Source organism: Bacillus sp. BK450, assembly GCF_004364885.1.
Lineage (GTDB): Bacteria > Bacillota > Bacilli > Bacillales > Bacillaceae > Bacillus > Bacillus safensis.
This window is the reverse complement of sequence record NZ_SOBQ01000005.1, coordinates 147,007-167,354: the sequence shown is the minus strand read 5'-3', so window position 1 is coordinate 167,354 and position 20,348 is coordinate 147,007. Positions and strand designations below refer to the sequence as shown.

At 42.5% G+C, this 20,348-nt stretch carries 21 protein-coding genes; 10 read left to right on the top strand and 11 right to left on the bottom strand.

Annotated elements, in window-relative coordinates; genetic code table 11:
- Nucleotides 1-127: 127 nt before the first annotated feature.
- Both EV579_RS16330 and bcaP read left to right on the top strand, forming a co-directional pair.
- Entirely contained in the window at nt 128-1,201 is a 1,074-nt protein-coding gene (locus tag EV579_RS16330) for a tetratricopeptide repeat-containing glycosyltransferase family 2 protein (RefSeq protein WP_133744850.1), read from the top strand.
- A 180-nt stretch (nt 1,202-1,381) separates the two neighbouring features.
- Entirely contained in the window at nt 1,382-2,773 is a 1,392-nt protein-coding gene (gene bcaP / locus EV579_RS16325) for a branched-chain amino acid transporter BcaP (RefSeq protein ID WP_133744849.1), read from the top strand.
- A 36-nt stretch (nt 2,774-2,809) separates the two neighbouring features.
- Here bcaP and EV579_RS16320 read toward each other — a convergent pair whose 3' ends face one another.
- Both EV579_RS16320 and EV579_RS16315 read right to left on the bottom strand, forming a co-directional pair.
- Complete coding sequence (locus tag EV579_RS16320; protein ID WP_034623095.1) at nt 2,810-3,043, bottom strand: hypothetical protein; 234 nt, start codon at nt 3,041-3,043, stop codon at nt 2,810-2,812.
- A gap of 6 nt (nt 3,044-3,049) precedes the next feature.
- Complete coding sequence (locus EV579_RS16315; RefSeq protein WP_003213975.1) at nt 3,050-3,307, bottom strand: hypothetical protein; 258 nt, start codon at nt 3,305-3,307, stop codon at nt 3,050-3,052.
- Between the two features lie 65 nt (nt 3,308-3,372).
- On the opposite strand from EV579_RS16315, the gene EV579_RS16310 reads away from it, so the two are divergent.
- The gene (locus tag EV579_RS16310; protein ID WP_024424582.1) at nt 3,373-3,852 is read left to right on the top strand and encodes an Hsp20/alpha crystallin family protein; all 480 of its coding nucleotides are present in this window, start codon (nt 3,373-3,375) and stop codon (nt 3,850-3,852) included.
- Here the strand turns inward: EV579_RS16310 and EV579_RS16305 are convergent.
- Nucleotides 3,833-4,060 (bottom strand): hypothetical protein, encoded by a 228-nt coding sequence (locus tag EV579_RS16305; protein ID WP_039177063.1) that lies wholly within the window; start codon nt 4,058-4,060, stop codon nt 3,833-3,835. The genes EV579_RS16310 and EV579_RS16305 overlap by 20 nt on opposite strands.
- Nucleotides 4,061-4,143: 83 nt before the next feature.
- Here EV579_RS16305 and EV579_RS16300 point away from each other — a divergent pair, with 83 nt between their 5' ends.
- Nucleotides 4,144-4,500: a hypothetical protein gene (locus EV579_RS16300; RefSeq protein ID WP_133744848.1), complete on the top strand. Its 357-nt coding sequence runs from the start codon at nt 4,144-4,146 to the stop codon at nt 4,498-4,500.
- A gap of 5 nt (nt 4,501-4,505) precedes the next feature.
- On the opposite strand, the gene EV579_RS16295 is transcribed toward EV579_RS16300, so the two are convergent.
- The gene (locus tag EV579_RS16295; protein ID WP_044335015.1) at nt 4,506-5,921 is read right to left on the bottom strand and encodes an SLC13 family permease; all 1,416 of its coding nucleotides are present in this window, start codon (nt 5,919-5,921) and stop codon (nt 4,506-4,508) included.
- A gap of 257 nt (nt 5,922-6,178) precedes the next feature.
- Between EV579_RS16295 and pbp4 the strand changes: the two genes are divergently transcribed.
- Together pbp4 and EV579_RS16285 are read left to right on the top strand one after the other, a co-directional pair.
- Nucleotides 6,179-8,218: a penicillin-binding protein PBP4(5) gene (gene pbp4, locus EV579_RS16290; RefSeq protein WP_133744847.1), complete on the top strand. Its 2,040-nt coding sequence runs from the start codon at nt 6,179-6,181 to the stop codon at nt 8,216-8,218.
- A 147-nt stretch (nt 8,219-8,365) separates the two neighbouring features.
- Nucleotides 8,366-9,604 (top strand): MFS transporter, encoded by a 1,239-nt coding sequence (locus EV579_RS16285; RefSeq protein WP_095407927.1) that lies wholly within the window; start codon nt 8,366-8,368, stop codon nt 9,602-9,604.
- Between the two features lie 31 nt (nt 9,605-9,635).
- Here the strand turns inward: EV579_RS16285 and EV579_RS16280 are convergent, their stop codons facing one another.
- From EV579_RS16280 to rfbF, 5 genes are read right to left on the bottom strand one after another with little or no spacing between them, the layout of a single operon-like run.
- A complete protein-coding gene (locus tag EV579_RS16280; RefSeq protein ID WP_044335009.1) occupies nt 9,636-10,565 on the bottom strand; it encodes a putative nucleotide-diphospho-sugar transferase in 930 nt (309 codons plus the stop codon).
- Nucleotides 10,566-11,756, bottom strand: coding sequence for a glycosyltransferase family 2 protein (locus EV579_RS16275; protein WP_133744846.1), 1,191 nt, complete (start codon nt 11,754-11,756; stop codon nt 10,566-10,568).
- Nucleotides 11,753-12,664, bottom strand: a complete 912-nt coding sequence (locus EV579_RS16270) for a putative nucleotide-diphospho-sugar transferase (protein WP_133744845.1) — start codon at nt 12,662-12,664, stop codon at nt 11,753-11,755. Before EV579_RS16270 ends, EV579_RS16275 begins: the two co-directional genes overlap by 4 nt.
- Before the next feature lie 12 nt (nt 12,665-12,676).
- On the bottom strand, nt 12,677-13,648 hold the full coding sequence (locus EV579_RS16265; protein WP_025092661.1) for a GDP-mannose 4,6-dehydratase: 972 nt from the start codon (nt 13,646-13,648) through the stop codon (nt 12,677-12,679).
- A 4-nt stretch (nt 13,649-13,652) separates the two neighbouring features.
- Entirely contained in the window at nt 13,653-14,417 is a 765-nt protein-coding gene (gene rfbF, locus EV579_RS16260) for a glucose-1-phosphate cytidylyltransferase (RefSeq protein WP_073204214.1), read from the bottom strand.
- A 355-nt stretch (nt 14,418-14,772) separates the two neighbouring features.
- On the opposite strand from rfbF, the gene EV579_RS16255 reads away from it, so the two are divergent.
- Together EV579_RS16255 and EV579_RS16250 are read left to right on the top strand one after the other, a co-directional pair.
- Complete coding sequence (locus tag EV579_RS16255) at nt 14,773-14,922, top strand: DUF1540 domain-containing protein (protein ID WP_073204211.1); 150 nt, start codon at nt 14,773-14,775, stop codon at nt 14,920-14,922.
- A 198-nt stretch (nt 14,923-15,120) separates the two neighbouring features.
- Complete coding sequence (locus EV579_RS16250) at nt 15,121-16,200, top strand: DUF3900 domain-containing protein (protein WP_044335001.1); 1,080 nt, start codon at nt 15,121-15,123, stop codon at nt 16,198-16,200.
- A 63-nt stretch (nt 16,201-16,263) separates the two neighbouring features.
- Here the strand turns inward: EV579_RS16250 and EV579_RS16245 are convergent, their stop codons facing one another.
- Entirely contained in the window at nt 16,264-17,466 is a 1,203-nt protein-coding gene (locus EV579_RS16245) for an MFS transporter (RefSeq protein ID WP_044334999.1), read from the bottom strand.
- A gap of 103 nt (nt 17,467-17,569) precedes the next feature.
- Between EV579_RS16245 and EV579_RS16240 the strand changes: the two genes are divergently transcribed.
- Nucleotides 17,570-18,478 (top strand): LysR family transcriptional regulator, encoded by a 909-nt coding sequence (locus tag EV579_RS16240; RefSeq protein ID WP_024424569.1) that lies wholly within the window; start codon nt 17,570-17,572, stop codon nt 18,476-18,478.
- A gap of 36 nt (nt 18,479-18,514) precedes the next feature.
- Here the strand turns inward: EV579_RS16240 and EV579_RS16235 are convergent, their stop codons facing one another.
- Nucleotides 18,515-18,994, bottom strand: coding sequence for an aminoacyl-tRNA deacylase (locus EV579_RS16235; RefSeq protein WP_133744844.1), 480 nt, complete (start codon nt 18,992-18,994; stop codon nt 18,515-18,517).
- 145 nt (nt 18,995-19,139) lie between these two features.
- Between EV579_RS16235 and EV579_RS16230 the strand changes: the two genes are divergently transcribed.
- A complete protein-coding gene (locus EV579_RS16230) occupies nt 19,140-20,339 on the top strand; it encodes an MFS transporter (RefSeq protein WP_133744843.1) in 1,200 nt (399 codons plus the stop codon).
- Nucleotides 20,340-20,348: the final 9 nt, after the last annotated feature.

Here is a 20,348-nt window from a genome sequence, read left to right as displayed (position 1 = left end):
CAGCCCTTACATAGATTCTTCCTTTATTTTAAATCAGCCAGTAGCAGAAAACTAGTTTTAAAAAACCCGCTGCTGAAAAGAATGTTTCCTTTTGATGCTCGATACACTATGAAGAGGTGATCTAAAGATGATAACCATTAGCTTATGTATGATTGTGAAAAATGAAGAGGAAGTGCTGGCGGACTGTCTTTCTTCTGTTCAAGACATTGTCGATGAGATGATCATCGTTGATACCGGATCAACAGATCAAACGAAGGAGATCGCTCATTCTTTTTCAGCAAAGGTACTCGATTTTGAATGGGTGCAGCATTTTGCAAAAGCACGTAACTTTGCTTTCTCACATGCAACGAAAGAGTATATTTTATGGCTCGATGCTGACGATGTTCTGCTTGAAGAAGACCGCCAAAAACTGCTTCAGCTCAAGCAGACACTTGATCCCTCGGTGGATGCCGTTTCGATGTTTTATCATGTGGGATTCGATGAAAGCGGTCAAGTCAATTTCAAATATAGAAGAAATCGCCTTGTGAAGCGTTCGTTGAACTTTCAGTGGTACGGGGCCGTTCATGAGTTTCTTCAAGTGTATGGAAACATCCTTCCAGCAGATATCGCCGTCACACATCAAAAACGCAAGAAAATAACTCCTGGTGAGCCTGGGCGCAACTTGCGAATTTATGAAGACATGCTGGCAAAAGGAGAGGATATGACGCCCCGTGATCTCTTTTATTTTGCCAATGAATTAAGAGACAACGGGCAGCATGTCAGAGCGATTCGTTTTTATCATGAATTTTTAAACACAAAACAGTGCTGGATTGAGGATGAAATTCGCACATGCCAATATTTAGCGGACTGCTATTATGCGGTAGGTTTCGAGGAAGCGGCCTTATCCTCATTATTACGATCCTTCTTATATGATCAGCCCCGGCCAGAGTTTTGCTGCCGGATCGGGGATCATCTAAAAATACAAAATAAACATCAGGCGGCCATCTTTTGGTATGAGCAGGCGCTGAAGGCGCCTGAAAACGAAACAGCCTTCACACTTACACAATATAAAACGTGGTATCCTCACCTTCAGCTTTGCTACTGTTATTATCAGCTCGGCGACCTGGAAAAAGCCAAAATACATCACCATGCCTCCTCCGCCCATCATCCAACTCATCCAAGTGTCCTGTACAATGAAAAAATATTTGCTGCACAGACATAGATCGTCTGTCACCACATCCGCCTTCGATTTCACGGCGGATGTCTCTTTTTATATACTTATTCGGTTTTGACGTTTAACACTTTAGTGATTTAAAGCGTTTTTCAACCAATTGACTAAATTGTCATTTGCGCATATACTAACATTCGTCTTACGAAAAGATTTATCCATTAGGAGGTCAACATGAGTTCTTTATTTCGAAAAAAATCTCTCGACCAGCTCATGCTTGAAAGTCAAACAAAGCGGCTCAGCCGTTCGTTGAATACGTTTGATTTAATCTTGCTTGGCATTGGCTGTGTGGTCGGGACTGGAATCTTTGTCATTACGGGGGTTGCTGCGGCAAATGATGCGGGACCTGCGATTATTATATCTTTTATTTTGGCTGCGATCGCATGCGCCCTTGCTGCTTTTTGCTACGCTGAATTCTCCTCATCCATTCCTGTGTCAGGAAGCGTCTATACGTATTCCTACGCAACACTTGGGGAATTTCTTGCCTTCTTAATGGGCTGGGATCTCATGCTGGAATATGTTATTGCGCTCTCTGCTGTAGCAAGTGGATGGTCGTCCTATTTTCAATCACTGCTCAGCGGATTTGGCCTGCACATACCGAAGGCTTTATCAGCTGCACCTGGAGCCGCTGACGGGGCCGTCTTTAACCTTCCAGGCGCACTCATTATTTTGCTCATCACCTTTATCGTCTCAAGAGGCGTCAAAGAAAGCACAAAGCTGAATAACATTATTGTGCTGATCAAAATTGCCATCGTCCTGCTCTTTATCATTTCAGGCTTTGCTTACGTCAAACCTGAAAACTGGACACCGTTTATGCCAATGGGCTTCCATGGCGTGATTGCTGGAGCGGCAACTGTCTTTTTTGCTTACCTTGGATTTGATGCAATCGCTAATGCTTCTGAAGAAGTCAAAAACCCGCAAAAAGCGATGCCAATTGGAATCATCGGTGCGCTCGGTGTTTGTACGATTTTATACATCGGGGTTTCATTCGTCTTAACAGGCATGGTTCACTATACGAAGCTGAATGTCAGTGATCCTGTCGCTTTTGCTCTTCAAGTGGTTGGCCTGAATAGTGTCGCTGGCATTATATCCGCAGGTGCTATTATCGGGATTACGACAGTGTTAATTGCACTTGTCTACGCTCAGGTTCGTTTAACCTTTGCCATGAGCCGAGATGGGCTCATGCCGAAAATCTTTTCAAACGTTCATCCAAAATCTAAGACACCGGTTGCCAACACTTGGCTGACAGGCGCTGTTGCAGCCTGTATCGTTGGATTCGTCAACTTATCAACACTTGCTAATTTAGTCAGCATCGGTACACTTGCGGCCTTTACGGTGATCTCTATCGCTGTGATCGTACTCCGGAAAAAACATCCGAATATGAATACAGCGTTTAAAGTACCCTTTGTCCCTGTCCTTCCTATAATTAGTGCGGTCATTTGTATGATCTTGGCTTTCACACTGAAATGGGAAACATGGAGAGCCTTCCTCATCTGGATCGTCATCGGTGTTGTTGTCTATTTCACCTATGCAAGACGAAAAAGCCATCTTAATGAAACACATTAGAAAAGAGACACGGGGTTCCCGGTCTCTTTTTTTTGCTTAAATCACGCTGTTTTTGACTGAATTTGAGTCCACCATATCTGGATCTAACACGCTTGAAATCGGAATGACAAGCGGTGAACAATCTCCATTGTCCTCACCAAAACCTTGGTTCAATTTCATTGAGAGAAAATAATCAATCTGCTGATAAGGTCCTAGCGTCAGTGATGCACCCCGATCCATTGTATTGATTTTAAAAGCACCGACATTGACGACTGAGGGTGAAAATAACATCACACGTCACTTCCTTTGAATGGGTTTAGCTGCTGGCGAAAAAGAGGCAGGTGAGTCCACTTGATCTCGATCATCTACATGGCTTTTTGTACCGACAAAACCGCTGGCATCTCCAAAATTCTGTCCGTAACCCTGATTTTTTTTATCTGAGTTTTGCCACTCTGCTAACAAATTTTGTCCGACATTCACCGCCGACGCATTTTCAAAGGAATTAATTTTTAACATGAAAATATTAATATTGATATACGGAGTTGGTTGAACCACAGATAAACCTCCTTTTTATAGGTATATGCAAGCACCCATCAAGTATGTTAACGGGAGGTCTTCACATGGACTTCGAAAAAATGAAGCAGTGGATGGATATTGCCCAGCAAATGCATGGAGATGATTTTTGGAAAATGATCTTCGATGATGAGCAAAGATCCCCCTTTATGGCAAACGGTCCATCTCCATTTACATTCACACAGCAGGATCAGCGGGGATCAGATGCGTCGTTTCCTCCAATCGACATGGTGGAAACCCATGCAGAAATTCAATACTTAATTTACTTGCCTGGCTACCGAAAGGAAGATGTTCAGGTGTTATCATATGGTGAATATTTGGTTGTGAAAGGACAGCGTTTTTCCTTTTTTAACGAGCAGGACTTTCGCCAAAAGCAAGGGAAGTATGGGCCGTTTGAAAAGAAAATCCGCCTTCCAGAAATGATTCTTGGTCAAATGAATGCTGCCTTTAAAGACGGTGTACTTTACATCCGCCTGCAAAAAGATGAAGGAAAAGCAACGGCTATCATCATAGATGACGAATATTGATACTCACTGCGTCTATTTGATCACGATCATCAATTGTTTCAATTGGCAGGATCGTGATCACGCCATCAGCATTCTGTTCCCCAAAGCCATTGTTTCGTTTGATCGTACTGCAATGATTGCGAACAAACGTCGAGCCAAACGTCATAGATGATCCTGTGCCAATCGAATTCGTTTTCATATGAGCAATGTGAATCTGAGTAGGCAGCATGTGCGTCTCCCCTTTCTTGTCATCTCTATAAGTATATATCAGATAGCTTTTCCATAGACTAGAGTAAGGCGGAAGAAAAGGTTGTGGTCTACTTGAAACATTTCATTCAATCACTCTTAAAAAAAACTGAATCCAATCCATCCCCATCTGTCATTGAGCTAGAAAAAAGGCTCGCCGCTCTTGAGCAAAAAATGTCTGCACCAGCTGCTCCTGTCTCAGAGGATACACACATCCATATTGAATCCCTGCGCGTGGACAAAATTGATTATCATTTAGAATTTGGGGAGCTTTCTATTGACCAGCTTCAAGGCAGGCTCAATATTGGGGCAACCTATTACACGCCAAAGGACACATGCATCAAAAAATCCACACAAACACCGAAGCCAAAAGAAACAAAAACACCGGTTGTCTCGATTCGATCAAAGCCTTCCTCTTCTTAATTCGCTCAGCTCTTCAGCACGACCGGCAGCCAGAAATAGACCGCAAGAACAATCACCACAATACTGATGATATTTAACCAAAAACCCGCTCTGACCATATCAGATATTTTCAGCACGTCCGCACTAAAGACAGCGGCGTTTGGCGGTGTGGAAATCGGCAGCATAAACGCACAGGAGGAAGCCAAAGCAGCCGCGGCCATTAACCCATACGGCTCGATTCCAATCGCAAGACCAAGTCCTACCGTTATCGGAATAATCATATTGGCAACAGCCGTATTAGACATAATTTCAGTCATAAACAGAATCGCTCCCGTTAAAATAATCAACAGCATGATATACGAAAGCCCGTTTAAATGCTGTAAATTTTCTCCGATCCATCCTGTTAGATTGGTTTCTGCAAAGCCCGTAGCGAGCGAAAGCCCTCCTCCAAACAAAAGCAAAAGCCCCCACGGCAGTTCTTTCATATCCTGCCATTCTAATATTCTCTCTCCATTTGTTGCTGGGATGAGAAATAACAGCATGGCACCGAAAATGGCGATAGACGTATCAGATACGGTCATCCCTCCAAACAAAAAGAGCTTAAAAATCCATAAGAACGCCGTCATGAGAAAAACAACAAATACCCATTTTTCCTCTCTTTTCATTTTTCCTAAATCCTCTAATCCCTTTTGAATGAACGCTGCACTCATTTCACCTTTGTGTTCTACCTTGAACTGTACCCTCGTCAAATACAAAAATAAGAGAATAAGCAAAATCATCGCAACAGGAAAACCAAACAAAAACCATTCGAAAAACATAATCTCTCGATCTAGCAGTTTTTTTGACATCGCAGCAAACACCGCATTTGGCACAGACCCGACAAGTGTCGCCAAACCACCAATTGACGCTGAATACGCTACCGACAATAAAATGCTTTTACTAAATCGATCAAGAGATGGGCCAGATAAGATTTCATTTGTCTTGACCTCTTTAATCACTGCAAGGGCCACTGGCAGCATCATGAGTGCTGTCGCTGCATTCGAAATCCACATAGATAAAAAAGCAGTCGCGATCATGACACCTAAGACAATGCGGTCACTTCTTGTGCCAATCACCCTTAAAATGTGTAAAGCCATTCTTCTATGTAATTTCCATTTTTCAATGGCAATTGCGATCATAAATCCTCCCATGTACATAAAAACGATCGGATCTCCATAAGACCTTGATGCCTGTTCCATAGAAAGCCCGCCAAGTGTCGGCAGCAGGATGATGGGCAATAAAGATGTAGCAGGAATGGGCAGTGCTTCAGTCACCCACCATGTAGCCGTCCAAGCCGTAATACCCAAGACTACCCTCGCAGCATAGGTCAATTCATCTTCAGGTATGAGAAAAAGAACGAGCAAAAAGAGTGTCGGTCCAAGAACAAGTCCAATCAAATTCACCTTTTTATAAACGATAACAATTCCCCCCTATTGAAAGCGCTTGTCATATTTTTTCTAACATTCGATGATCTTTTAAGAAATCCTTTAAATCATAAGAAAAAATGAAGATATCTTTCATGATGATTAGCTGTTATTTTACTCCCGTTACCCAAACCATGACATGATCCCTTGGTCTATTTTCATAGGAGAAACTATACAAATCACGACCAATCACTGTAAAATATAGAGGATCTAATCAAAAAATTGAGGTGTTTTCATTGTATACGGATCAAAAAAAATCATTTTGGAAACAGAAAAAAGTCATTATCCCTCTCCTTAGCATCATCGTCGTTGTTGCTGCTTTCTTTTTATTAAAAGATACTCTTTTCTCAAAAGAAAAAGAGGCTTTAAAAGCCGCTCAAAGCTTTACGAAACATATGGAGAAGAAAGACTTTACGAAGCTGGCAGATGAGGTGACAAGTGCATCTTTGAAAGCCAATGACTTTTCAAAAAAACAACTAGCCGAAAAATACGACAATATTTTCAACGGCATTGGTGCTTATGATCTGAACATTTCAAAGCTCAACGTTGAAAAACAGGACAAAGGAGATGGGTATCAATTCTCCTATGATGTAACGATGAAAACGTCTCTTGGCAAGCTGCATAAGCTGTCTTACAAGGGCATTCTCACCGAAGAAGATGACAAGTGGAAAGTGAACTGGAAACCAAATCTCATCTTCCCGCAAATGGAAAAAGGAGATACCATCAAGGTCAAATCTGACCCTGCTGTCCGCGGAAACATTGTCGACCGAAAAGGACGTACGCTCGCAGAAACAACTGGTGGAAACGCACTTGGCATCATCCCAGGTAAGCTCGGAACAGGAGAAGAAAAAGAACGCAATATCAAAAAGATCAGCAAAGCTTTTGATATAGAGGAAGAACTAATCAACAATCAGCTGAAACAAGCATGGGTCACAGACGACACGTTTGTCCCGCTCAAATCGATGTTAAAACAAAAGCCAATTCCAAAGGACGTAAATGGCGTTACCTATCAAACGAAGGAAATGCGCTACTATCCATATAACAAAGCCGCCGCTCATCTCACCGGATATGTCGGAAAAGCAAATGCGGATGATATCAAAAGAAATCCAGCATTAAAGGCAGATCAAATCATCGGCAAAACCGGCCTTGAATTCACATTTGACAAAAACTTACGCGGACAAGATGGCGGAAGCATTCTCATCGTCCATGATGAAACAGGCATTGAAGAAACATTACAAAAATCAGCTCGAAAAGATGGAAAAACAGTGAAGCTGACGATTGATGCTTCTTTACAGAAAAAAGCCTATGATCAGCTGAAAGGTGAAAAAGGGGCCGTCACAATCATGAATCCATCAACAGGTGATCTATTAGCGCTTGTCAGCGCCCCTTCCTACGATGTCAATCTCATGACAAACGGGATTACACCTAAGCAATATCAGGCATACAGTGAAAATCCAGACCTTCCATTCCAAGCTCGATATGCGAGCCGGTATGCACCAGGGTCCACATTCAAAACCATTACAGCAGCGATTGGGCTGGAAACAGGTGTCACAAAGCCTGACAAAGTGCGCACCATTCACGGACTGAAATGGCAAAAGGATCAATCTTGGGGAAATTATCGCATCACACGGGTTCACGATAAAGAAAAAGTAAATATGGTCGATGCCCTTGTGTACTCAGACAATATTTATTTTGGACAGGAAGCACTCGAAATCGGCAAAGACACCTACGAGAAAAAAGTAAAAGCATTTGGATTTGGCGAAGACTTACACATGCCATTTACAATGAAGCCTGCACAAGTATCGAACGATGGTATTCAATCGGATATCTTACTGGCTGACTCGGCGTATGGGCAAGGCGAATTACTCATGTCACCGATTGAACAAGTACATGCCTATTCTCCATTTGCTACTGGAGGCAAGCTTGTCTACCCACGGGTGATTCAAGATGAAAAAACAGCATCACCAAAACAAATCATCAAAGAAGGTTCGGCAAACACAGTGAAAGACGCATTGACTAAGGTCGTGACCAGTCCAAACGGAACAGCCCACTCCTTACAAATCGAAGGAGCGGATATTGCCGCTAAAACGGGAACGGCAGAATTAAAAAGCAAACAAGGTGCAACAGACGGCACTGAAAATGGATTTTTACTTGCGTTTAATCCTAAAAAAGAAGATTACGTCCTCGTCGGCATGATTGAAGGTGTGAAAAACCGGGGCGGCAGTGGACTCGTCGTTCAAAAAATGAAGCCTGTAATCGCTTCTTTTTATAAATAACCCTTTAGAGACACACGCTTCATCAAGCGCTTGTGTCTCTTTTTTTCTAAATCATGACAATTTGCTATTGTTTTATAGTTCACCTTATGAATAAAATGAGAAGAATGCAAAAAACAGAAAACAGATAAATGAAGGGAGGAAGTCTCATTGGCCATTGCTGCTCGTACAAAGGATAAACCTCAACATTCTGTTACCGGCTCAACGGTTTATCCCATCTTACTGATTATTGGTATTTGTCATATGCTGAACGACACATTGCAAGCCGTTATTCCTGCGATGTTCCCTATTTTAGAACGATCAATGGGGCTGACCTTTACACAATTAGGGCTGATTGCCTTTACATTAAATATGGTCTCCTCCGTGATGCAGCCTGCAATTGGGTGGTACACAGATAAACGGCCGATGCCTTATGCACTTCCGATTGCTTTATTTTCAAGTGCTGTCGGTATATTCGGACTCGCGTTTGCTCCATCCTTTGCCACCATTCTGCTTTGCGTTGTCTTTATCGGACTTGGCTCTGCGATCTTCCATCCAGAGGGCTCCCGTGTTGCCAACATGGCAGCTGGTCCAAGACGAGGACTTGCACAGTCCATCTATCAAGTAGGCGGGAATACAGGTCAAGCCTTTGCTCCGCTTATCGCTGCATTAATGCTCGTCCCGCTCGGTCAGACAGGCGTGGCTTGGTTTACGATTGTTGGAATGATGGCGGTCGGTTTTCTTCTTTATATTTCAAGATGGTACGCAGGAAGGCTTCAAACCATTCGGGCCGAAGCGAAAAAAGCTCCTGCAAAAGCTGTCAGATCTGATATTCATCGTAAATCAGCACTCATTGCACTTGGCATTATCGTCTTTCTCATCTTTGCTCGCTCTTGGTATGGAAATGCCATTTCGAATTTCTATGCGTTTTATGCCATTGAACAATATGGTTTGACGATTAAAGAATCACAGACTTATATTTTCTTATTTCTCATTCTAGGTGCAATTGGGACATTTTTAGGCGGGCCGCTTGCAGACCGCTTTGGCAAGAAAAACGTCATTTTAGTTTCCTTATTGGCATCCTTCCCACTTGCCCTGCTGCTGCCATTTGCCGGACCCGTTTTTGCTTATGTTTTACTCGGGCTGATTGGGCTCATTTTGACATCAAGCTTCTCTGTCACCGTGGTTTATGCCCAAGAACTATTTCCCGGGAAAATTGGCACAATGTCTGGTTTAACTGTTGGGCTGGCGTTTGGTATGGGTGCAATCGGATCGGTTGCCCTCGGCTCATTCATTGATGCCTTCGGCTTAACACCTACCATGATCGGTGTTGCCTTTTTACCGATATTAGGCATCCTAGCCTTCTTACTTCCTAGCGACCAAACCATCTCCAAATGGAATGAATCATAAAAAGAAAACCGCTCAATAATGAGCGGTTTTTTCATCTCTCATAAAAATGCGTGTCAGGAACATGCTTCTTCGCAATAAATCCTTGCTTAAATTCTGGAAATACCTTTTGTACCTGCTTAATCTTTTGATGAACCAAGTCGGCATACGGAATATACAAATGATCCACAAGCTTCTGTTCTTTCATATAATAATACCAATTAAGGTTAAAGGTATTCTCGTCAATGATCGTAAAGGCAGAAAAATGATAGAACAAGAGTGGACATTCGTCGAGATACATATCTCCTTTTACAACTGAAAGCTTGTAGTTTTCAATGTTCCAAATCGCCGCATTGGCTCCTTTAGATGCAACGATATGAACCCCTTCAAAATCATCAACCCATCTTTCCACATACCGCTGATCTCCGTACGTCTTTTTTTCTGTATCCATTTCTACTGTACAATGGGCAAGACAGTTTTCTTTCCATTGCGTGACTGCCTGTTTGGCAACATCTGTGTTACGGCAGCCTACAAACCCTGTATTAAAGCGGCCAGACAGCTCATAAAAATGATAGAACCGCTTGGAATTCATATGATCCGTCAAAAATAAATGAGCGCTTGGATTTTCTGCAAAAATCGCCTCCGGATCATGATAAAAATACAAATCCGTATCCAGATGGGCCAGATAATCTGCATCTGAGGACTCAAGAATTTTGAGCAGAAAAGCAGGCTTTAAGGTCCAGCAATACTCATGAAACGTTCGATCTTCTTTTGCCTTCCGCAGCGTATCATCTTCAATATCCTCAAGCTGTTCATATTGAACATGCGGGTGAGGGAACTCCTTTAATACCTTATAAGCCAAAGGGTCTGCACATAAAACGGACAGCTTGAAGGCATGCGCGTTTTGTTCAAGCGAATGAATCAGCGCCAAAAGCTTAAAAACATGGGTATTCGACACAATGGTTGTAAAGTGATAAGACGCCATTTACAACACATCCACTTGGAACAAATCAACGCGCAACAGCTCTTTCGTCAGCCCTTGAATGGCTTCTACTAGCACCATGCAGCCATACTCCTCACGTGCAAGCTGCGCCGCTTCTGCCAGCTTTTTCAAAGGAACATGCTTGGCTGTCAGCATATCTTTTTTATCCCGCTTGATCCCTACATTCCGTTCTGTGATCAAATGAAGCAGCTCTAAAAAATAGGATAACAGGTCATCAAATGCTGGCTTCTCACGCAGCTGCCGAACTTCTTTCACAATATCATTTGTCACAGTGTGAGAAAACGGACCAGAGAAAGCCAAGTGGACATCAATGGAATCAATATTGTTATACTTCTCACACATATACAAAATGTTGTATTTGATGTCATCAAATGACGTTAAATTACTTGGATGCTCTTGATGCACACTCATGATATCCTCTCGCAATTCAAAGGAGAGACCAAGCTGATTCAATCGAATCCCTAAATCATAATCCTCAAATCCGTACCGAACGATATTTTCATCAAACATCCCTAATGCCATGACATGCTTACGTTTAACAGAGGAGTTATTTGTAATAAAAAATCGCCATGGCAGCTCATAAGAACCTAAATCATAGTGGTACGTTTCCAAAATGTCTTTCAGAATATCAATAAACTCAGACTGCAAATCGAAGCTTTTCTCTAAAAATGCACCATTTTCGACTTCTTCCAATGATAAAAGAGGCGTTTTGTCCTCCATTTTCCGTTTATACAGTCCTTGCTTTTTCAACCGCTTCATATGATCCTTATCAAACGCTTTGTAAAAATAGCGATAAATCCGCTTCCAGCACACACCGCAAATGACAAGATCCTCCCTGTCAGCATGAGCCTCTGCATGCTTTTGAATAAATCTCGGTTCTGCCAGCATATCACTGTCATGAAAAATGAGCAGATCGCCCTCCGCCTCGCGAATGGCATGATTACGCCCCTTTGCAATCCCTTGATTGACAGGAATACGCACCTTTTTAAATGGGAAGTTCACCTCAATATTCTCGAGCATTTCCATCGTGCCATCCGTTGAGCCATTATCGGCAACAATGACCTCAAATGGAATATCTGTTTCCTGAAGCGTTAAGGAAAAAAGGCTTCCTTCTAAACGCTCTTTGGCATTATAGCTTGGAATAATGACGCTTACCTTTGGTTTTTCGTTCATGCGTCATCCTCCTCCCTTTTGGCATAGCCGTTAAACAGCGGATCGACCTGCTCCACAGATTCAATCACATGGCGAAGCACTTGCCGATAGGCTTCTTGAAAGAACGGCAGGTCATTTCGTCCTTTTTCATGAATTTGCTGCATCTCATCCTTGCTCACAATCCGAAAGCCGCTGTAATGATAGCAAATGAGCGGGTGCCCATCCTCCAGAAGAATACGTCCATTCTCTTCCCGATAAGAATGCTGCCCATAGTTCCAATGACCAATATTCACGCCTTTTGTCTCAATATCTTCTACTTTGTCAAACAGCCTCGGCATATGATCTAGATATCCTTGATCGCCAAACTTGCCTTCTCCCGGTGCATTTTTACATTCTTTTAAGCATTCTTCTTTCCACCAGCTGAGGCATTTTCGTCCGGCTTCATCTCCTTTAAAATGCAGAAAGCCTGAGTTATAGCGTCCTAAAAGCTTCTGAAGCATCCTCACTTCCTCTGCATCAAAGCTTGGAATGACAATATCCCCTCTCGAAATTAAAACAGAAGCATTCGGCTGATGTTGAAAAATCACCTGAGGGCTCTCATAAAAGAACAAATCCGCATCAAGATAGGTCACGCTCTCTGCCTGCTCCTGTTCAAATAACCACTCAATCCAAATCGGCTTTAAGGTCCAGCAATATTCCGATGCATCCCGTTCCTCTTTTTTCTCCAGCAGCTCTGGTGTTTCGATCTCCCGTACATGAACAAGATCCACATGCGGAAAATTCATTTGATGAAGCAAATCAAATGCAGCATCATCCATGCATAACGTCTTGATGACAGCATCATCTTCTACTTGCTTCAACGATAAGAAAAACGCAATGGCTTGATAAAGTCTTCCACTTGAAAGAACCGTACAATATATGCTGTTCATCTTTTTACACCTCTATTTTTGAAAGAATTCGCGGTACCATTCAATCGTCTTCTCTAAGCCTTCATCAATGGAGTAATCAGGCTTCCAATCAAGCAGCTTTCTCGCTTTCTCTGCTGACAAATATTGATGCTTAATTTCATGTGTTCCTTGGTTGAGAATACGAGGCTTCAGTTCACTTCCCATTGCCTTTAAAATCTTATCCACAAGCTCTAGCACTGTCAGCTGAATCTCGTTACTAAAGTTAAAGGCTTCTCCCGCCAGCCCTTTTTCCTCCATCTTCTCAGCTAGCAGTAAATAAGCCTTCACTGCATCTTCAATGTAGAAATAATCACGAATAAATGTCCCATCACTTCTAATTTCCGGCGCCTTTCCTTCTAACACAAGCTGAATGGTTTGCGGAATGATTCTGTTGAAATTCAAATCTCCGCCTCCATATAAATTACCGCAGCGTGTAATACAAACTGGAAGACCATATGTGTTGTAGTACGTATGAGAAATGAGATCTGCACAGCTCTTCGAGACATCATACGGGTGTTTCCCGTTTAACGGCATGTCTTCATCGTATGGCAGCTGCTCTTGATCACCGTAGGCTTTGTCACTTGATGCCACGATCACTCGTTTGATCAGCGGCTGTCTTCTGCATGCCTCCAGTACATTCCATGTCCCTAAAATATTCGCTTCAAATGTAGAAACAGGATGTCTATTTGCGACCCCAACAATGGCTTGGGCAGCCAAATGGAAGACGGTGTCAATTTCATATTCTCCTAACGCACGTTCAATCGTCTGCATATCCTCTAATGCACCTTGCACCACATTCATTTTTTCAAATTGACTGCCTTGATATAAATTCGATCGAGGCACCTGATCACGCACAAGTCCAGTCACGTTTGCCCCTTGATCAATCAATTCCTTAACGAGATAGCTCCCTAACAGCCCTGTACATCCAGTTACAAATACGTTCTTTCCATTCCAAAATCCGCTCATGCTGTCACCAAACCTTCCATGGTTGTTTTCCATCTGTCCACATGTCGTTGATTTCCTTCAGGTTTTTATACGTATCAATTGCTGTCCAAAATCCGTGATGCTCATAAACGGCAAGCTCTCCATCATCCGCCAAGTTTTGAAGAGGCTCCGCTTCAAACACGCATTGATCATCATCTGTCAAATAATCAAATACCTTTGGAGACAACACAAAAAATCCTCCATTGATCATCCCGATACTGTCTGTCTTCTCAGAGAAGGATTGTGCCATCCCGTTATACACCTTCAGTGTCCCGTACTGGGACTTCTTTTCAATGCCTGTGACAGTCGCAGCTGCTCCAAGATCCTGATGACGTTTCAGCAAATGAAACATATTGATATTGGCCAGTCCATCACCATACGTCATCATAAAGGTCTCATCACCAATGTAATCCTGTGCCTGCTTTAAACGTCCGCCTGTCATCGTATCTTCACCTGTATCTAAAAAGGTGATTTTCCAGTTCTCCTTTTTCCCTAAAAGCTTCATTTCTCCTGTCGCCATATCGAGCTGAATGCTGTGATGCTGCCAGTCGTAGTTCAGAAAGTACTCTTTGATCTTCTCTCCTTTATATCCAAGCAATAGGATAAATTCGTCTACACCATAATACTGATAGATTTTCATAATATGCCATAGAATAGGCCGATCTCCGATCATAGCAAGTGGTTTAGGAAGCGCTTGTGTGACCTCACTCATTCTCGTTCCCTTTCCTCCGCAGAGAATGACTGCTTTCATCTTCTCCCCTCATCTCTCTATGAAGATTTTTGATTAAAAACCCTATCTTTATGCGGAAAGTCAGTACATGTACCCCCATACTTTGTCCGACATCAGGTTTTGAATCTACTCTATTCATATGTCGAAATGAGAGAGTGTGCCACCTAGCATTTAACTATTTTTACAAATAAAAAAAGAGCGAGATTCATATTCTCGCTCTTCCAAAGTTTAAATTGTATATTTTCAGGGTAGATGGTATGATAAACATGTGCATAACCAGCACAAACAGCCTCTTTCTACAAAGAGACTACTAGATTGAATGAATTCAAGTGGCAGCTTGTTTCATTCTCAATATGAATTACGGAGGTGAATTCCCTTGGCACAAAACGTTCTTTGTGAAGTGAACTCTTGCCGTTTTTGGGCTGAAAACAGCTGTACCGCTTCTACCATTAAAATCGGTAAAAACACGATGACTGAAGTGACTCGCAATGCTGAAACTGATTGCGAAACATTTGAAACAAAATAATATTTTTCTCTGAGATGAAGGAACTGGCAGGTTCCTTCTTTTCTTTTACCATTCTATCAAGAATGATAATTATTATCAAGTGTTTTTCAATAAACATTTCTCGGGAAATAATGACACGATATTTCTCCATTCGTTGACGATTTTCACTCCTTTTTCTATACTCAACATATCCGAAGAAGAAAAAGTGGTGACCAATCAATGGATTTTACGATACGTTTTCTATCATTCTTTGTCGTGGAAGTCGAAGGCAAAGATGAACAAGCAAATAAACGATTTAAACATTATCAAACACTAGATCAAGAAGAATTTGAACAAAGTGAGCTGAAGGACTTTTTAGACGGTGAACTGAAAAAAATCGTCAAACGAAAAGTGGACAGACACCCTAAATCTGAACAAGTACCGACCAAAATTGGCCGATTTATTGTAGAACCCGGTCATGAGCTCGATTCAAACCCAAACTACAACCTATTTCATCAAACGAGATTTGCAGATACAAAAGAATTGTTTAATGAATGCAGTGAACAGTTTGTTCGCACATATTTAGATACAAGTGCTGTCAGAGGCGGCGTTTTTTTAGTTGCTTCTGCTGTTCCTAAAAAGTATTTCGATGATTCCTTTGTCTTTATTATGAAATGCGATTTCGAACAAAAAGTGGCTTCTATCGCTGATACATCTACCTTGATTAGAAAAGTCGAAATGGCTATTACGACAAAAAACATGAAATCGATTCAATACCCGTTTATGCCAGAAGAGGGAATGACTGAGGAAGCTGAAGTGAAAATTCACCAATCTTCACACGCTCGTTATTTTGAGGACTTTTTGAAATTCGTCGAATACGGTGAATCCATGCCTGAAATTATGAAATCACAGGTTATGAATATGGTACAGGAACAGGTTTTTGAAACATTACAGGATGAAAGTGAAGAATTAAAGCAGTTTGAAGAGGATCTTGAAATATGGGAAGCGAGTGAAAAGCGAGAAATTAGAGAAACACTCGATACAGAGCAGGTCACACAAGCGGCCTCCCATATTGTTGAACAAACCCCTGATATCACAATGAAAATGCGTCTAGGCGAAACGGAAATCAAAGGTCTTCTAGCAGACTTTGGCCACTCGATCCATATTGCAAAGCTCAACAATCGATATGTCGTGCTCGTTGAAGCAGATCAAATCGTCTTCGAAAAAGGAAGCACACCTGTTGAGTTTCATAAACCAAATGGGTTAAAAGAGGTGGTCAGCCAGCTGACGCAAAAAGCCTATGATTCAGATCTAGAATAAAAACACACGACTGCCTCTTGCATTCAGCGCATGAGGCAGTTTTTTTGTATAACGCTTGATTTATTACGCTGGATCAGAAGAAACATTCAGCTCCCTGCCTCTTGCCCACATGCTGACAAGCAATAAGCTTATGATGAGCATCAGCCAAAAGACGCTGCTTGACCCAAAAAACTGAATCATCGTATATCCGCACAAGGGTCCTAGAGCCGCTCCCATATCTTGAACAAAGGAATAGCTTGCGAGGAAGCGGTTTTTATCTGTTTGAGCAGACGCTTTTTGAAAAGCAAGCGTATCCGTTAATGTCGTTAAGATTGTTGAGAGCAGCTGGATCAAAAGCAGCATCACAAGAAACCAGCCGCTTACCTTCAGCATGACCGCCAGAAAACTGAGACCTCCAAATGAAAGAAACATCCAGCAAAGCGTTCGTTCCTTCATTACAAGCCCATCAAACCATCTGCCCGTTTTCGGTGCTACAAATGGTTCCCACCCCCATCTGAGCGCTTGAATGATTCCACTTAAAGCCGAAGCTCCGATAACAAAGCCGAACAGAGCAAATTCACCATGACCGATCCTTGCTTCAATGACATGACTGAGGGTTGATGCGAATAACCCTTGGATCACAAGTGCGATCAGCATACCTGTCATTAATACTTTTACAACATCTCGTGCAAGCCACCTCTGTTTGATGACTTGATACACCTGCCCCTCTTCTCCCTTTTCAATCTCATCCAAAGAGACATAAAAAATGATTCCTAGTAATGAGAGTAAACCAAAAACAAGCGTCATGAACTGGAAGCCGATCAGGCTGGCGAATATTCCGCCACATAACATGCCGAATAAACTGCCAAGCCGGTAAAGGCCATTATAAATGCCCGTATAATGCCCTTGAGAGCTTTCCTCCATCTCAGCAATTAATCTCATTCCACTCATACGCAATAACGTCCATGCCAGCCCCCAAGCGCAGCGGCAGATCAGCAGGAGCCAAAAACCGCTCACACCATATAGCACTGTGGTCACTGATGCAATCAAAATAGCGATCAATACACCGGTCTTCATTGGGACAAACCGATAGAGCCACCAAACGACAGGTGTTAGCGGGATGCGGATGAATCGGTTAATGGACAGCAGCAGCCCGACCTCCCAAATAGATGATAAACCAACCTCTTTCCAATAGATCGGAAGAACAATATAAAGCATTGAATCCCCAATCAGTGCAAATGCTGTGATAAGCGATATTGACACCACTTGCTTTTGACGATGATCCATTTTTCCTTCCCCCTTCGCTATCTTTACAATAAGGGATGCCTTATAATAAATCTAATGAATGTTTTTGATTAAACCATCAAAATAATTAATAGGTGGTGCAAAGTTGAATTTACATGCCCTTCGGATTTTTGCAAAGGTCGCAGAGACAAAAAGCGTTACACAAACAGCAGACGTGCTATCTTTGACACAGCCAGCTGTGACGGCTCAGCTTAGAAGCATTGAAAGTGAGATCGGTTTCCGTCTTTTTAAACGAAATGGCAGAGGCATTACACTTACGGAAATGGGAAAAATTCTATACCCTTATGCCCGGCAAGTGTTCGAGGCTGAAAAAGAAGTAGAATATCAGATCACACTTTTACAAAACGGAAAAAAGGGGCGGCTCCGCATCGCTTCTACCTATGTACCACTCAACTTTTTACTGCCAGATTGGCTTGCTGCTTTTAAAACATCTTCACCACAGACAGAAATTGAATTAAAAAGCGGAAACTCCGCTCAAGTTTTAGAGAGCCTGCTTCAATATGAATCAGATGTGGCCATCGCTGTGATCGAGGATCTGCACCATGAGGAGATCCTCACTTCTCATTTAACGAATTTAAGCTATGATTTTATTGTGCCGGCTGACCATCCGTTGAACGGAAAAACGGTCCCGCTGGAGCGCCTGAGTCAGGAGCCTTTTTTGATGCGGGAAGAAGGCAGTTCCACAAGAGATAAGCTCTTTTCTCTTTTTACCTCGAAAGGAATCAAAAAACCGACCGTTGATTTACAATTCAGCGGTGTTCATGAAGCGATTCAAATGATCAAAGCTGGATATGGCATCACACTTGTTCCCCGTGATGCGGTTCATGGCAGTCTCAAGCGGCAAGAAATTGGGCGCGTGTACATTGAAGGCATTGAGATCGTCAGACCGGTTGTTGTGTGCAAACGGGCGAATGATCTTGAAGAAAATAGAACCGTGGATGCCTTCCTGCAAATGAAAGGTATCGGTCCATTTACTACGCCTGCTGCCAATTAAAAAAGTGCCTGCTTCTGAAACAGGCACTTTTTTTCTCTATTCAGCTGGCTGCACGATGTCAAACGGTACAGCTTTTGAGGCTTTCACCAATTGTTCTGGGTTGATGAGGATTTCATTTCCCCATTCGCCTGCCCCAACACCTAATATTTCCTCTTCTAATAACGAAGCCTCAATAATGGTGCGGAATCCTTCTGGCTGCCAGCAAAACGGCGGAATCGAACCAATTCGATAGCCCGTCACTTCAAGAACCTTCTCCGGTGAAGCCATTTTAATATTACGGGAGCCGGCTGCTTTCTTGAGTTTCCCTGACTTAATATGCTGGTCAGCGCCAACCATCACAAGCAGCTGCTCTCCTTCTCCTGTTTCAAAAATCAATGTTTTAATCATTTGTCTTTCACGAAAACCAAGAGCTGCTGCTACATTTGCTGCTCCCTTTTCTGTTTCGGCAGAAAATGTTTTGACCTCATATGGGATGCCATGTTTGTCCAAAAAGTCATGTGCCGGTAATTTTTTCAATCGATTGAACCCCTTTCCTTACAATGTCCTTCATTTAGCTTATCACAATCTTCTCATCCTTAAGATGTATTTTTCAATGAAAAGCCTCTGGACACACCATCACCATGCTATACTGAACTTGTTTTTGAAAAGGAGCCGGTTTGATATGGGAAACAAGTTTTGGTGTTATACAAGCAGTAAAAGCCTTCTCATGCTGAGTGATATTTTATTTGTGATGACGATCACGTTTGTCATTTATCAAGATACACAATCTGTTGCCTATGCGGCTGTATTTCCGCTGATTAGAACAATATGCCAGCTATTGGCTGGGCTCTTCTCTCCTGTTTTAACCGATTACTTTCAAGCTGGCCGGCTATTGAAATGGGTCCCGCTTTTACGTCTTGGGATGCTCATCGTGTTTACAGCCCAATTTCATTTCTTTCAGCAGCATATGGTCTGGTTGTTTAGTGCGCTTATTTTGATTTCCCTCACAGGCGGGTTCATCAGTCCTTTAATGCAGGCCATCATGCCGATGCTTGTACCAGCAAATCAGCTTGTGAAAGCAAACAGTACAGCCTCCATTTTTCATCAAATGGTTCAAATCGCCGGTTATTCGTTCACTGGAATGCTCGTCCTATGGATCGGGCCATTTTATTTAATGTGGATCACCTGTGTCATGATTGTGTTGTCTTATCTATTATTCATCCCTGTCTTTCCTCTTCTCAAGCAAGAAGAGACGGTTCGAAAAGCAAATAAGATGAACAGCTTCAAAGATGGTTGGACGATCATTTGGAGAAATAAAACGGTGCGCACCCTGACCTTTATGGATGTTTGTGAAAATATTGCGGGTGCTGTGTGGATCGGGGCGATTACGCTTGCCTTTGTCAGCCATGATTTAAAGCAAGGTGAGGAATGGTGGGGATTTATCAATGCCGCTTATTATACAGGTGCCATCATAGGCGGGCTCTTAGCTGCATGGATGAGTCAGTTTATTCAAAAACAGCTTCTCCTCTATATGGCAGCTGGTTCATTCATTTATGCAGTGCTGACCATTGTCTATTCACTGAACAGCCTTCCGTGGCTTGCTTTGGTGCTTTGTATTTTGATGGGGCCTGCCTACCAAATCCGAGATGTTTCGCAGCAAACCATTCTTCAAACGGAAACGCCAGTAGATGATTTATCAAAGGTGTATTCGGCTCACTACGTCCTTTCTTCAGTATCGGTCGGTTTATCTATTTTCTTTGTTGGATTGATTGCAGATGTATACGGGGCGAGGTCTGTGTATTTGCTGGGCGGTCTATTTGTGCTCGTTTGTTCCGGCATTGCCATCCTTGCTTTTATGAAGCAGAAAAAAGAGAGCAGCTGATGTATGCAG